The 14,614-nt window shown below is 40.9% G+C and carries 9 protein-coding genes and 1 pseudogene; 6 read left to right on the top strand and 4 right to left on the bottom strand.

Annotated elements, in window-relative coordinates; genetic code table 11:
* Window positions 1-811 precede the first annotated feature (811 nt).
* Window positions 812-1,615, top strand: a complete 804-nt coding sequence (locus tag V7K67_RS21935) for an SDR family NAD(P)-dependent oxidoreductase (protein ID WP_334732873.1) — start codon at window positions 812-814, stop codon at window positions 1,613-1,615.
* 390 nt (window positions 1,616-2,005) lie between these two features.
* On the opposite strand, the gene hetI is transcribed toward V7K67_RS21935, so the two are convergent.
* Window positions 2,006-2,728 carry a 4'-phosphopantetheinyl transferase HetI gene (hetI, locus tag V7K67_RS21940; protein ID WP_334732874.1) on the bottom strand — a complete coding sequence of 241 codons (723 nt, stop codon included), beginning with the start codon at window positions 2,726-2,728 and terminating at the stop codon, window positions 2,006-2,008.
* Window positions 2,729-2,954: 226 nt separating this feature from the next.
* On the opposite strand from hetI, the gene V7K67_RS21945 reads away from it, so the two are divergent.
* On the top strand, window positions 2,955-3,116 hold the full coding sequence (locus tag V7K67_RS21945; protein WP_334706303.1) for a hypothetical protein: 162 nt from the start codon (window positions 2,955-2,957) through the stop codon (window positions 3,114-3,116).
* A 57-nt stretch (window positions 3,117-3,173) separates the two neighbouring features.
* Here the strand turns inward: V7K67_RS21945 and V7K67_RS21950 are convergent, their stop codons facing one another.
* Entirely contained in the window at window positions 3,174-4,238 is a 1,065-nt protein-coding gene (locus V7K67_RS21950; RefSeq protein ID WP_335168383.1) for a YheT family hydrolase, read from the bottom strand.
* A gap of 157 nt (window positions 4,239-4,395) precedes the next feature.
* Between V7K67_RS21950 and V7K67_RS21955 the strand changes: the two genes are divergently transcribed.
* Complete coding sequence (locus V7K67_RS21955; protein WP_334706301.1) at window positions 4,396-5,139, top strand: response regulator transcription factor; 744 nt, start codon at window positions 4,396-4,398, stop codon at window positions 5,137-5,139.
* Between the two features lie 201 nt (window positions 5,140-5,340).
* Here V7K67_RS21955 and V7K67_RS21960 read toward each other — a convergent pair whose 3' ends face one another.
* Entirely contained in the window at window positions 5,341-6,087 is a 747-nt protein-coding gene (locus V7K67_RS21960; RefSeq protein WP_335168385.1) for a Uma2 family endonuclease, read from the bottom strand.
* Between the two features lie 284 nt (window positions 6,088-6,371).
* Here V7K67_RS21960 and V7K67_RS34505 point away from each other — a divergent pair.
* From V7K67_RS34505 to V7K67_RS21970, 3 genes and pseudogenes are all read left to right on the top strand, one after another.
* A pseudogene (locus tag V7K67_RS34505) lies at window positions 6,372-6,452 on the top strand (DNA-binding response regulator); the annotation flags it as partial.
* Between the two features lie 177 nt (window positions 6,453-6,629).
* Window positions 6,630-9,512 carry an isoleucine--tRNA ligase gene (gene ileS, locus V7K67_RS21965; protein ID WP_335168387.1) on the top strand — a complete coding sequence of 961 codons (2,883 nt, stop codon included), beginning with the start codon at window positions 6,630-6,632 and terminating at the stop codon, window positions 9,510-9,512.
* A gap of 367 nt (window positions 9,513-9,879) precedes the next feature.
* Complete coding sequence (locus V7K67_RS21970; protein ID WP_335168389.1) at window positions 9,880-11,031, top strand: histidine decarboxylase; 1,152 nt, start codon at window positions 9,880-9,882, stop codon at window positions 11,029-11,031.
* A 67-nt stretch (window positions 11,032-11,098) separates the two neighbouring features.
* Here the strand turns inward: V7K67_RS21970 and V7K67_RS21975 are convergent, their stop codons facing one another.
* Window positions 11,099-14,482 (bottom strand): amino acid permease, encoded by a 3,384-nt coding sequence (locus V7K67_RS21975; RefSeq protein ID WP_335168391.1) that lies wholly within the window; start codon window positions 14,480-14,482, stop codon window positions 11,099-11,101.
* Between the last annotated feature and the right edge of the window lie 132 nt (window positions 14,483-14,614).

A 14,614-nucleotide genomic window follows, 5' to 3' on the forward strand; every position in this document is an offset into this window, starting at 1 on the left:
GTGTAAGGGAGCATCTCAGTTTTGCAAATGTACTCTAAATCGACCCCCCTTAGTAAGGGGGGAAACAAGATATTTGCTCCCTCTCCCAATACTGCTCGGATAAGCAGGGGAGGCAGGGGAAGCAAAACTCAACGCCAGCCTCCATTTCTCCCCCGGCTATTGAACAGCTTGCCTCAACCAAGAAATTCCAAAACCTACGCAGTATTGCTCCCTCTCCTTAGTAAGGAGAGGGTTGGGGTGAGGTTTAAAGAGCTTTCTACAAAAGTGAGATGCTCCCAACGTGTAACGCATTATCCTGGATACTTTCGATGTGTTATTGCTTCCATAACGCACCCTACAAGATAATTTTATTTAGTCCATGTTTTTTAAAACTCAGTACTACTGAATAGACAATATTTCAAATGCCAGCAACAACTCCTACACTAACAGCGGCAATATAATTGCCCTGTTTTTTATGCTCAATCATGTAAATTTTTAGTATTCACCCCTTGACAGAAGCAATCGAGGATAGAATGGTTAGTGTCGCGCATAAAAGTTTGATTTTAACCGCTGGCTTTTTGTGAGTGATCAAAAGCCAAATGCTAGCAGTCTGAAGTAACCTAACTCCTTTAAAGCCCAACTTCTTCGATGCATAAATCCTAAGTTTACGTTTGGACTGCTACATTTATCCAACGCATCACACAAGCATTTGCAAGGGTAATAACTCAAGACATTTCTTGTCGGTTCAGATATTACGCGTACTTAATTGTAGAACGAGAACCACTGTAAATGCAACGCAGCTTCATCAAATTGAATTCACCAACATTCTTACATGAACACAACACATCAAAGACAGAGCAAACAAACTGCTCTTATTACCGGGGCAGCCGGTGGAATTGGCTACGAATTAGCATGTATTTTTGCTGCTCATGATTATAATCTTGTTTTAGTAGACAGAAACGGGCCAAAGCTTGTAGAAATTGCAGTTAAATTCCAAAAAGAATTTAGAATTTTTGTCAAAACTATTGTTAAGGATCTATCTATATCAACGGCTCCTGAAGAAATTTTTACAGAGTTGCAAAAAGCCGATATTGAGGTTGATGTGCTGGTAAATAATGCTGGATTTGGTATCTATGGATTATTTCACGAAACAGACCTAGCTACTGAATTGGAAATGCTACAGGTAAATTTGGTGTGTCTCACCCATTTAACTAAGCTATTCGTGAAGTATATGGTCAAGCAAGGTGAAGGTAAAATATTAAATGTTGCCTCGGCTGCTGCTTTTCAACCCGGGCCTTTGATGGCGGTTTATTTTGCTACTAAAGCCTATATCTTATCTTTTTCTGAAGCGATCGCTAATGAATTAGAAGGTACAGGTGTCACTGTGACAGTTCTTTGCCCAGGCTCAACCGCATCTGCTTTTCATGAAAGAACCGGAATGGCTGACTCTAAGCTGCTCAAGGGTAAGAAGATGATGGATGCGCGAACAGTAGCCGAAATTGGTTTTCACGCCTTAATGAAGGGCAAAACCATTGTTATTCCCGGTTTTATCAATAAACTATTGGCAAAAAGCGTCAGATTTGCACCTAGAAAGCTGGTGACAAAAATTGTTAGAAGTATGCAGGAAGATAAGTAGGGGGATGGGGCATTGGGCATTGGGCATTGGAGAAGAATAACAAATGACTAATGACTAATGACTAAGATTAATAGTTGTAAAAAGTGTGGACAAACCTTCACTTTTTACTTTTGAAGTTTTACCTTCTCTGGAGAAACTACAATCCCCTTTATCCCTTCTGCGAATGCATTAGGGATTGCTTTTCTTAGAATATTTAACGACCCGTTAACATCTGCATTAATTAAATTTCCATTAGCAGATTTATAAAGACCTCGTTTTATTCTCTTCCCATTAAAAGAATGTTTAACACCTTTTTTGGAAGTTGGTATATCATCTTGATCTAAAAAACTAGACTTTGATGTATAGCAATATCCTGAAGAATTACCTATTTGTCTATAAAATCTTAGAAGTTTACCAATACTGCCAACATTTTAAGTTCCAGCCAAAATCTGCTACCGCAACAGCAGCAACATAATTGTTAGCAGGTACTAGTTCAAAAAGACTCCAGTCTTCAGATATCTCTAACTTGGCTGGTTCTGTAGGAGTTAGCGACACTTCAATTTGCTCTAACTGGGATAGTCCGTCTCCAGTTGCTTTTAAATAAGCTTCCTTACAAGTCCAGTAACGGAAAAATACTTCTTGCTGTTGGTTGGGAGATAGCGATCGCAACATCTCATATTCTCTCGGTAAAAAGAACCGTTTGGCAAGAGCTTCCAAGTCAGACATCGGGCGAATATATTCTAGGTCTACACCAATTGGGCGAGTACAATTCACCGCACACAAACCCAATTCTTGGGAGTGAGACAAGTTAAACGCCAGTCCACTATCGGCAAATGTATCCGCTAATACTGGTTTACCACGGTGTTGATAATTGAACTGAACTTGTGATGGCTCGATATCCAAATAGCGACCTAATATAGTTCGGAGACTACCGCGACCAGCGATGAAATGCTGCCGATGCTTTGGAAAATAGAACCGTTCAGCACGAGCCGTTTCGTCATTGGAAAGAGTTGCAGCTAAATTTTGCAGCTGTGATTCTGGTTGGTTAAGGTCTATGCGCCAGACATGAATCTCATCCTGTAATAGAGTTAAATCTGTTGGTGCAGGTTGCCAAATATCATTAGAACCGATCATTGGGTCAAAAAGTCAAGGGAATTGTACTCTAATAGTTTGTTTAATTACAACGATTATTATGGGTGGATCTTTTTATGAGATTTTGCACCTCATTTACCTGAAATCTGCTGTATCTCTTCACTGATAAATAGTTTATCTCTGAAAGTGTTAAATCTGGAACAAAAAAACCTTGCAAAAGCTTGTTAAAAACCTATTAGAACAACTTTTTTGGTGAGGATGAATGATTATGAATTTGCAATACTTTGCCTTTTTTATACTACTACTGGCAGCGCTGCTATTAGCAATTAGGCAAATGAGCATTGCTTTGGATGAACTAGATATTGAACGCTTTACCCTCTGGACAGGTATTGCTTCTGTCATTGCTGGTTTACCAATGATATTGTGGTAGCTTCTGGGTCAACCCCGTAAATAAATTTAGTTGCTCTGAAGTCAGGACGCCGTATTTTTAGGCTATTCGCTTTTCCTCCAACCATTCTAAAACCCGATTCCATGCCCACCAAGGATCGGAATCCTTTACTTCACGCTGGCACTCTTTGCTACTCAAATAGCCAACATGGCCACCGTATTGAGTGAGGAACAAATCTATTACAGAATTGCGATCGCACGCTTCTTGTAATTCTGGTATGATGGCTGGGTCAAAAAGTGGATCGTCAGCAGCATATAAAATCAAAGTCGGTTTCGAGATTTGCGGCAATATTTGTAAAGCACTACTCGCTTGGTAATATGTTTCCACAGAAGAAAAACCTAGCCGGTTAATTACCAGTTCATGATCAAAACCCCAAATGCTATTTGCCCGTTCAATCGCCGCTGGGTCAATACTTCCAGGATGGGCATCGTGTATCTTCCATGCCAGTTTTTTTAAATTTTGGGCAATCCCTGCTTCCAAATATCTGCCGAAGGGCTTTGTAACTAGATAAGATAGCGATCGCTCCGAATCCAAACTCGGACAAATCACCATACCACCGCCAATATCGCTATCTTCTAGTCCTAAATCTCCATACTCCCTAATCACCTCGCCAGCCACCTTCACCGCCCATAGTGCCAATTGCCCTCCTAAAGAAAACCCTGTAAACCAAAATTTCCCCGGACATCCCATTGCCTTGGCAGCGGCAGCGATGCGAACAAAATCTTCCCCCTCATACAAACCATCAGAGGTGAGAGTCGGCGATAATTCGGCAGTTTTGCCGTGGGCCCGCCAATCAAATAACACCATCGCGTATCCTTGAGCGTAGGCTTTACGTCCTAGCACTCTCAAAAACCATTCCGTCTCCAACTCTCCAGTAATGCCATAAGTACCGATAATCGTGCTATGAGCGTTTTCTGGGATAGCAACCAAGCCAAAAATTGGCACACCTTGGCCACCAATAAATATTTCTTCGTGATAAGACGGTTCTTGTAAGAGAGTAGTACTTTTCCAGTAACGCTTTCCCCACAAAGCGGTGTATACAGTCATCATCACACCGTTTTGTAAAAACCAAGACGGATTGTAGGGGGGAGTATAACACATCATAGACTATAAGATTTCGTGTAATTGAGTCTTGATTTCACAGTCATTTAATCTTAATATTTATGTAAGATTTAAAAACTTTTTCATCATTGATTCAAAAATCTTTGTATCTATCAAAGGTTGTTAATTATCCTTAATAAGTAGTAATAATTTTTTAAGAATGCCGAGGATTCTTGTCATAGACGATGACCCAGCGATTTCAGAACTAGTTGCCGTCAACTTAGAAATGGCTGGCTACGATGTTAGTCAAGCTGAAGACGGCATCAAAGGTCAAGCGCTGGCTCTCCAGCTACAACCAGACTTGATCATGCTCGATTTAATGTTGCCCAGGGTAGATGGGTTTACCGTTTGCCAACGCCTGCGCCGCGACGATCGCACCTCTGAGATTCCCGTGTTAATGTTGACGGCTTTGAGCCAAACTCAGGACAAGGTGGAAGGCTTCAATGCTGGCGCAGATGACTACCTCACTAAGCCTTTTGAAGTTGAAGAACTGCTAGCGCGGGTGCGGGCACTTTTGCGGCGGACTGACCGCATTCCTCAAGCCGCAAAGCACAGTGAGATTCTCAACTATGGCTCATTAACCCTCGTTCCCGAAAGATTTGAGGCAATATGGTTCAATGACACGGTGAAATTGACTCACTTGGAATTTGAGCTACTTCACTGCTTGCTGCAACGCCACGGTCAAACGGTTTCTCCCAGCGAAATCCTCAGAGAAGTTTGGGGCTACGATCCTGATGATGACATAGAAACGATTCGAGTCCATATTCGGCATTTAAGAACCAAGCTAGAACCAGATCCTCGCCATCCCCGCTATATTAAGACAGTTTATGGTGCTGGATACTGTCTGGAGTTACCCAGTATACCTCCATCAAATGAAGGGGCTTCAGTAACAGTGGTGGAGTGAAATCACCCAAGTAGTGCTGAGTGTCAGGGTTAGTTAAGTGCAATGTATGGTAGCACAGATGTGCTACCTTATGAATTATACATACTTTTATACCAGCTTTTAAGCTATTTTCAGATATTGCGCTGATTGCCACAATCGCCTCAGAATTCAGAATGAATTCTGTTAGCGCAACGGGGCGTGGCCCATTCTGACTCCTGAATTCTACATTTCTATTTCAGATTTATTCAAACCTGTTAACCTAGCTACCTGTTCGATTGTCATCCCAGACTCAAGTAAGTTGCGTGCAGTTTGTAATAGCTGTGATTCTGCCTTGTCTGCTCTTTGGTGTTCTTTTTCTTCAGGAGTTGGCAGTAATTCCCCTAACGACATTGCCCAGCGTAACCAAGTAGCATTAATACCTTTATAATTTCCCTGCCAAAGCTGCAATGCTAACCCTAAAGATTGACTCACCAACTGATTTTGAGCATTTGTGGCGATGGGTTGATAAACTCCTTTTTCATTAGAGAAACCAGCTAAATCATCAGGATTAAAAGGGTCATACCAAAAATATTCCGGTACACGCATTTGATTTTGATAAATCAACTTTTTTAAGTTTTTGTCTGCTTGGGCTGTGCTGTCAGAAAGTAACTCAATAACTACATCTGGTGCTTTCCCCTCTTCCCAAACTACCCAACTGCGACGTTCTCCTTTAGGAACTCCCAACACAGTAAAAAAGTCTGGTCCTTTAAAGTCTTTGTTTCGCACCTGCGCCAGACTGTAGTAAACGAACATATTACCGCCAATAAACCCATCCTCTCGTTCTTCCAACCAAGGTATGAGAGCATCTATGAGCAAGTCCATCTGGGCTTTATGGCGTGCGCTTTCCATTGGGATACCGTCATCATAGGGCAATTCTGCTTGGCTGGGCGGGAGTTGAATATCTGGTGCAGCTAGGATAGTCTCTGACATAGCTTTTCACCTATTGGCTGGGCGTTGCGGATATTTTTATATTAAGCGATCGCACGATTTTTCCGAGTGGATCGCTTTTCGCTAAAATATTGCGATCGCATAATGCCATCATCGCTTTTGCGAACACCACCTGCCTCTCATATTCAATGCTGTATTTGCCGTTATATAAACATTTATGGTTGGACGGTAGAGCAAATTTTAGATAATTATTTTAGATAATTATCCAACTTTAACACCACAAGCTGTACAAGCTGTGTTTATGTTTGTTGCTGAGTGTATGTGACGCACAATACGCTTGCAGTCAAGCTGAAGACGGCATCAAAGGTCAAGCGCTGGCTCTCCAGCTACAACCAGACTTGCTCGTGTTCGGATTCAGACCCGCCACTGATTGTTCGCCTTTGGCGTCTTTGCTTTGGGAGAAGACCACTAAATCACTTTTTCTTCACTCAGCACTGTTTCGGTGAGCAAAATAGCAAATTTTGGTTTTCATGCCATCTTCTATAATTAATAGAACCTGCACACCTAATTCTAGGCATGAGACTGTGACCGAACCAGGAAGTTATAAAGATACTGTAAACCTACCCAAGACTAACTTTGATATGCGGGCAAACGCCATCAAGCGTGAACCTGAAATCCAAAAATTTTGGGAAGAAAATAAAATTTACGATCGCCTCTTTGAAAATAACCCCGGCGAATTATTTATACTGCACGATGGGCCTCCCTACGCTAATGGCTCACTCCATATTGGTCATGCCTTAAATAAAATTCTCAAAGATATTATTAATCGCTACCAACTACTAAAAGGTCGTAAAGTTCGCTACGTTCCTGGCTGGGATTGTCACGGATTACCAATTGAGTTGAAAGTTTTGCAGAACATGAAGTCAGCAGAACGGCAAAATTTAACGCCTTTACAACTGCGGCAAAAAGCGAAAGAATTTGCCCTAGCTACGGTAGATAACCAGCGCCAAAATTTTAAACGCTACGGTATTTGGGGCGATTGGGACAACCCTTATCTAACTCTGAAGCCGGAATACGAAGCGGCTCAAATTGGCGTATTTGGTCAGATGTTCTTAAAAGGCTACATCTATCGCGGTTTGAAGCCAGTTCACTGGAGTCCTAGTTCTAAAACCGCTTTGGCGGAAGCTGAGTTGGAATATCCTGAAGGTCACGTTTCCCGCAGTATTTATGCAGCTTTCCCAATTACGAGTTTGGCGGAAGCTGTAAAACCACTGTTGGCGAAATATCAGTCAGATTTGGGTGTGGCTATCTGGACAACTACACCTTGGACAATTCCGGCAAATTTGGCTGTGGCGGTGAATGCGGATTTGAATTATGCAGTGGTGGAAGTTTCACGCCCAGATGCGGAGGCGCAGAGTAATTTCAAATACCTGATTGTTGCTGCTGACTTAGTAGAACGTTTATCTTCAACGTTGGGGGTTGAGTTAACTCTAAAAGCCACGTTCAAGGGGAATGATTTAGAACATACTACTTACCGTCATCCTCTATATGACCGGGAAAGTCCGATTGTTGTGGGCGGTGATTACATCACAACTGAGTCGGGTACTGGGTTGGTGCATACTGCACCTGGTCATGGTCAAGAAGACTACATCGTTGGTCAGCGCTACGGTTTGCCCATCCTTGCACCAGTGGATGACAATGGCAATTTTACCGAAGAAGCGGGACAATTTGCGGGGTTAAATGTGCTGGGTGATGGAAATCAGGCGGTAATTGATGCATTAACGGCTGCTGGTTCCTTGCTGAAAGAAGAAGCATACCCCCACAAGTACCCTTATGATTGGCGGACGAAAAAACCAACGATTTTCCGCGCCACTGAACAATGGTTTGCTTCGGTGGAAGGATTTAGAGAAGAAGCACTAAAGGCGATCGCCACGGTAAAATGGATTCCAGCCCAAGGTGAAAATCGCATCACGCCAATGGTGGCGGAACGTTCCGATTGGTGTATCTCTCGTCAACGGGCTTGGGGTGTACCGATTCCCGTTTTCTACGATGAAGAAACTGGGGAAGTACTGCTGAACGAAGAAATTATCAATCACGTTCAAGGAATCATCGCAGAAAAAGGTTCTGATGCTTGGTGGGAATTATCAGTTGAGGAGTTATTACCAGAATCTTATCGTCAAAATGGTAAGTCTTACCGCAGAGGTACAGACACAATGGATGTATGGTTTGATTCTGGTTCATCTTGGGCTGCTGTCACTCAACAGCGTTCAGAGTTACACTACCCTGCTGAGATATATTTGGAAGGTTCCGACCAACATCGTGGTTGGTTTCAATCAAGCTTGCTTACCAGTGTAGCGGTAAATGACATTGCGCCTTACAAAACTGTACTAACTCACGGCTTCGCTTTGGACGAACAAGGGCGGAAGATGAGTAAGTCAGAAGGTAATGTGGTTGACCCCAATACAATCATTGAAGGCGGGAAAAATCAAAAAGTAGAACCGGCCTACGGTGCAGATGTCTTGCGATTGTGGGTATCATCGGTAGACTACTCCGGCGATGTCCGCATTGGGAAAAACATCATCAAACAAATGAATGATGTTAGAGGCAAAATTCGCAATACAGCGCGGTTTTTGTTGGGTAGCTTGGATGATTTTGACCCGGAAAAAGATGCAGTCCCCTTTGAGGAATTGCCAGAACTTGACCGTTATATGCTGCACCGCATCACCGAAGTATTTGAGGAAGTGACGGAAGCTTTTGAGAGTTTCCAATTCTTCCGCTTCTTCCAAACAGTGCAGAATTTCTGCGTCGTGGATTTATCTAACTTCTATTTAGATGTTGCCAAAGATAGACTCTACATCAGCGCCCCGAATGCTTTCCGCCGTCGCAGTTGTCAAACAGTGCTGAAGATAGCTTTAGAAAATTTAGCTAGAGCGATCGCACCAGTATTATCCCACACGGCTGAAGATATCTGGCAATATCTCCCTTACAAAACACCTTACAAATCAGTGTTTGAGGCAGGTTGGGTGCAGGTTGAGGAAAAATGGCGTAATCCTGAGTTAGCAGAATTTTGGCAAGCGCTGCGACAACTCCGCACCGATGTTAATAAGGTCTTAGAACAAGCCAGGATAGAAAAACTCATTGGTTCTTCCCTGGAAGCCAAAGCTTTGATTCATATACCTCACAAACAGTTAGGCGATGCTATCAAAGCCTTTAATCCTGTTAAGGGGAACGGGATTGACGAACTGCGGTATTTATTGCTAACTTCCCAGGTGGAATTATTAGATTCTGCTGAGGGATTGCAAGGATTAGAATACACCGCGCAGACGGAAGACTGGGGAATTGGTGTGGTAAAGGCAGATGGGCAAAAATGCGATCGCTGTTGGAACTACTCTACTCGTATGGGAGAATCAGCAGAACATCCCTTAATTTGCGAACGATGCGTTGCAGCCTTAGCTGGAGAGTTCTAGTAAATATACGTTAATTCGCCGAACTTCTCCTTATTTTTAACTAAATTTCCAGTCTTTCCCTCTCCAAATCGGAGAGGGATTATTTTACGTAGTAAAACGAGGGAGAGGTCTTTTGAGTCAGCGCTGGAAATAGATATTTTACGTAATACACATTATAGTCCTTTTGTAAAGTGCGTAAGTCCTAAGGGTAATATACTTTAGAACAAAAAAATCTAGTATTTTTACTGAAGATAGCTACGTATTTTACCTGTATCTTCTTTAAAGAAAGGGGAGTCTCTAGATTGTTAAGAAAATATAAAGGTATGGATTAATACGTAGAAATTAGACTGAAGCATCCATTAACTCAAAATTTAAGAGAGAAAAAGATATGTCAGATACAGTTGCTAAAGAGTTGGCAGATTTTTTGCTGCAAATAGAACAGCGATCGCAGTTTCATGCAGGCTATCCATATAATTTAAGTTGTGACTACAGTGTGATCGGCAAATTTTTCAATTTTCTGTTGAATAATGCTGGAGATCCTTATATTGAGCCAGATTTTGGACTGCATTCTCGGAAGTTTGAGCAAGAAGTATTATCTTTTTTTGCTAACCTCTATAAAATTCCAGAAAATAAGTTTTGGGGTTATGTTACTGCTGGCGGAACTGAAGGTAATTTATATGGAATATTCTTAGCAAGGGAAATCTACCCTCATGGGATTATTTACTCATCAGAAGATTCTCATTACTCAATACCCAAAGCAGCCAAATTATTCCGCATTCAACATAATATTGTTAATTCGCAAATTAACGGAGAGATGAATTATGAACATTTTGAACAACTCATTAGCGAAAATCGTAATTGTCCAGCGATCGTAAATTTAAATATTGGGACTACTGTCAAAGGTGCGATTGATAACTTAGACAAAGTTCTAGAAATTTTAGAGCGCAATCAGATAAAAGATTACTACATTCATTGCGATGCTGCACTTTCAGGATTAATATTACCTTTTCTAGATGGCGCTCCGCAAGTTAACTTTCAAAAACCCATAGATAGTGTAGCTATTTCTGCTAAATTCATTGGTTCTCCCGTACCTTGCGGTGTTGTTTTAACTAAGAAAAAATGGGTAGAAAAAGTTGAAACAGCAATTGAATATATCGGTTCAACAGATACAACAATTCTGGGTTCTAGAAACGGTCATACACCTCTGATTCTCTGGTATGCAATAAAAACAAGAGGTTATCATGGATTAGCTAAAGAAGCAAAGACCTGTATTGATAACGCCCAATATCTTTTCCAACAACTTAAAATCAGAGAATATCCATGTATGCTCAATGATTTTTCCAATACCGTAGTGTTTCAAAAACCTTCTCAAAAGTTAATTAAAAAGTGGCAGTTAGCCATTTGTGAAAACTGGGTACACCTGATAGTCATGCAAAATATCAATCGGGATAAAATCGATATTTTTGTTAACGAACTTCTGTTAGAAGAAGGGTTAGTTAATAACGTAGAGGATTTCCAGCTACAACCAGCACTACACTAATTAATGTAGATGTAGTTAAGCGACTTTATGGGTAGAGTATTCTGAATTCTGTATTTTGACTCCTGGTTTATCTCTTTAAAAAGTTTTTTCCGTACAAGTTAGCAGCAAGTAGTATTTCTACTTCTGCCCGTTCCATAGGTGGTAAGAAAAAATACCCTTGTCCATAATCACATTGTAAAGCCTTCAATTGTGCTAATTGCTCTACAGTTTCTATCCCTTCTGCTGTTACAGACATATTCAAATTATGAGCTAATGTTACAATCGCTCGAATAATTTCTAAATTTTCTCCTCGACTACCTATACTGGTGACAAAAGAGCGATCGATCTTAAGAGTTTTGATTGGTAGGCGATGCAAATAACTCAAGGATGAATAACCAGTACCAAAATCATCCATGTGCATCTCGACATTCAGCGCTGTTAACTGAGAAAGTACAGTGATAGCCAATTCAAAATTATCCATCAGCAAGGTTTCAGTAATCTCCAATTTCAAACAGCACGGCTCCAGTCCAGTTTGCTGTAATATATGTTTAACCTCTTTAAACACATCAGGTTGCGTGATTTGTTTACCAGAAAAATTCACACTAATTGTCAGAGGTGTTGAGGTAGGAAATTGTTTATGCCATGTGTGCATTTGGTGACAGGCTTCATAAAGCACCCATTGCCCGATACTAACAATCATTCCAGTCTCCTCGGCCAGGGGAATAAAATCCTGAGGAGAAATCAGCCCTCGTTCTGGATGATACCAACGTATCAGTGCCTCGAATCCAATAATTTTGCCAGTTGTCAGTGAAACAATTGGCTGGTAATCCAGGCGAAATTCTTCTTGCTTGAGTAGCGCATGACGTAAAGCAGTTTCTAACTCCAAAAGCAAAGCTGCACCCTCGTGCATCTTGGGATCAAAAACCTCATAACGTGCCTTACCAAGTGATTTAGCGCAATACATTGCCACATCAGCATCACGTAGAATCTGCGCTGCTTGCTCATAATCTGCTTTACTTAAAGCAATGCCAATACTAACATTAGTAAATACCCGATGCTCATTTAATTGAAATGGCAAAGCTAAAACCTTTTTAATTCGCTCGGCTACCTGTATGGCGGTACTAATATCCTCAATTTCCTCAATTAAGATTGTGAACTCATCTCCACCAAAACGAGCAACTATATCTCCGCCTCGCAAAACTGACTTTAGCCGATGAGAAATTGCAATCAAAAGTTGATTTCCTAGTAGATGTCCAAGGCTGTCATTAACAACTTTAAATCGGTCTAGGTCTAAGAAAAGTACAGCAAATAAATAATTATTTTGCAGTTTACTATGTTCTATTGCCTGCTGCACCCGCTCCATAAACAATCGTTGATTAGGTAATCCAGTTAGCCCATCATGAAGACTATTATGCAGTAATTGTTCTTGTGCTTCTTGACGCTTGAGAATGTCTTGTTGCAATTGTTGATTAACTCTAATAAGTTCAATAGTGCGTTCTAGTACCAACTGCTCAAGCTGATAACGATACTGGACTAATTCTTCCTCTGCTAGCTTTCGCTTAGTAATGTCACGCACGATCACAATATACTCCCGTAGCTGCGAATTAAATGGCTGTGAAATAGTCGATTCAACAATTCGTAAACCTTGGTTGATTTTTAAAGTTTGCTCACTTCTAATAGACCATTCCTCCGGTTTACCGCGATAGCATATTAGAATTTGATTCAAATTTTGCCCAAGTAACTGCTGAACACTTGTTTGAAATAATTCTTCAGCAGCAGCATTTATTTGAGAAATTGTACCGTCTTCATCTAAGACTAAAACTGTATCTGGAACAGTATCGAGAGTAGTAATAAATAGGTTTCTGGCTTGTTTGCGTGCTTCGTCAATAGCAATAATTTCTGGTAAAGTTGTCCAGCAAGCGATCGCTACTCCTGTAAAAGAAAGCGTCACTAATAAAATAGCTAGTAAAGAGTTTTGAGGATTATTAGAAAATCTATCTAAAAAATCGCGGATAATCCAACTGATTGTAGCGGTAGTACAAATTAATGATACTAAAACAATCACTTGTAATACTACAAAGTCTGGGTTATTTCTACTAGACCTAGTATCGTAAAGCTGTGTCCACCAGTTTGGGTGTAATGGCGCAAATCTTAAGCGACGTAGCGCTACATCTCCGCTCATCAGAATAATAGGTAATAATAATCCCACTAAGAAATCTCTCCAATTCCAAGCTAAACCTCCCACTATTAGAACTACTGTTTCTAGCAAGAAAAAACCTAGTGACCACCAAGGCCATAACACGTGGGGTTTGCCACGACACAGCCATAATCCCAGATGTAATCCCATAATTGACATGAGATAACATGTGCCCGCCACTGTGACAAGTTGAGATACATTTCCCAAATTTAGACAAAGCAAACTGAGTATAAAGGTAACTAAAATTGCAGGACCAAGGACACCTTGACGGGAAACTAATGCAAATATGGGAGAAAGCTGTCTGTCTAAGGCAAGTTGGTATAATATCCGAGGAGAGTTGGAAACTGCCGTAGCAGAACTTAGAAGGCAAGATATAGTAATCAAAAGTGTTACTAAAAAGGGGGCAGATTCACCCCAAAAAGGCTTAGAAGCTGCCACCAGATTTAAGAACGTATCGTCACCTATTGTAGGATTTTGAGCCGAACACATTAATACCCAAGAACCACCTAGAAACACTGGAGGAATTAACCAAGCAGCGACAGTTAAGAACTTTAAAGTTTTATATGGGTGGCGACTATCAGCAACAAAAGAAGAAGTAGTTTCACAAGCATAAATTGAATAGCTAGCTAAAAAAAACCACTTTGCCCATTCTTCAAAGCTCAAACTATGTGTGCTAGTTGAGATCAATTTAAAACTAGCAGATGAGAAGACTAACCATAATACGCCTTGAATACAAAACAATAACAGTAATAAAATTGCTGGGAATACAAAAAACAGATGCAGGAGTGCTAAAGCACGAGTACCACTGAAGGCTAAAATAAAAGGAATCGCTGTAAATAAAACTCTTAATAAAGTTTCTGGACAAGAAATACCTAATGTTTCAAAATTGACTTTAATTAGGTCGGTGAGAATAATCGCATACAATGCTGGTGCTGCTGCCCAGCTAAAAAAGTATCCTAAGGCTGCATAACGGCCTAAGGCAGGAAAGTTCTTTAATAGCCTTGTGGTATAGTTTGGTGTTCCTCCAGCGATATCTGGCCAATGTCTACCTAAACTTTGTACCTGCAAGTTAAGTAAAAAGGAAATAATCGTGCCAAAAAACCAAACTAAGATAGCTTTTGGCCCTAACGCTGCATGAATGATGGGGGCAGTACCAATCCATCCAACATGACCTGTTAACCCAAAGCCCCAGGTTTCGAGATAACTCAGAGTTCGTGGTAGGCGTATTAGCAAATGCTGATTGTTCTCTACCTGCGCAGAATCGTTACTAACCATTAGTTTCTCAGTGAGTTTCTTAGTGAGATTTACTTACCTTTTCACTCAATAGCTGAATCTCACCAATTATAGCTTCCGTATAACTGCTGAACTTTAGAAAAGGATAAATTATTTGTCACTGAATTGTGGATT

Source organism: Nostoc sp., from assembly GCF_036917155.1.
Classification (GTDB): domain Bacteria; phylum Cyanobacteriota; class Cyanobacteriia; order Cyanobacteriales; family Nostocaceae; genus Nostoc.

Coding starts and splice junctions, on each gene's coding strand:
- V7K67_RS21935 (WP_334732873.1), top strand. CDS start 812: ATGAACACAACACATCAAAGACAGAGCAAACAAACTGCTCTTATTACC.
- hetI (WP_334732874.1), bottom strand. CDS start 2,728: ATGATCGGTTCTAATGATATTTGGCAACCTGCACCAACAGATTTAACT.
- V7K67_RS21945 (WP_334706303.1), top strand. CDS start 2,955: ATGAATTTGCAATACTTTGCCTTTTTTATACTACTACTGGCAGCGCTG.
- V7K67_RS21950 (WP_335168383.1), bottom strand. CDS start 4,238: ATGATGTGTTATACTCCCCCCTACAATCCGTCTTGGTTTTTACAAAAC.
- V7K67_RS21955 (WP_334706301.1), top strand. CDS start 4,396: ATGCCGAGGATTCTTGTCATAGACGATGACCCAGCGATTTCAGAACTA.
- V7K67_RS21960 (WP_335168385.1), bottom strand. CDS start 6,087: ATGTCAGAGACTATCCTAGCTGCACCAGATATTCAACTCCCGCCCAGC.
- V7K67_RS21970 (WP_335168389.1), top strand. CDS start 9,880: ATGTCAGATACAGTTGCTAAAGAGTTGGCAGATTTTTTGCTGCAAATA.
- V7K67_RS21975 (WP_335168391.1), bottom strand. CDS start 14,482: ATGGTTAGTAACGATTCTGCGCAGGTAGAGAACAATCAGCATTTGCTA.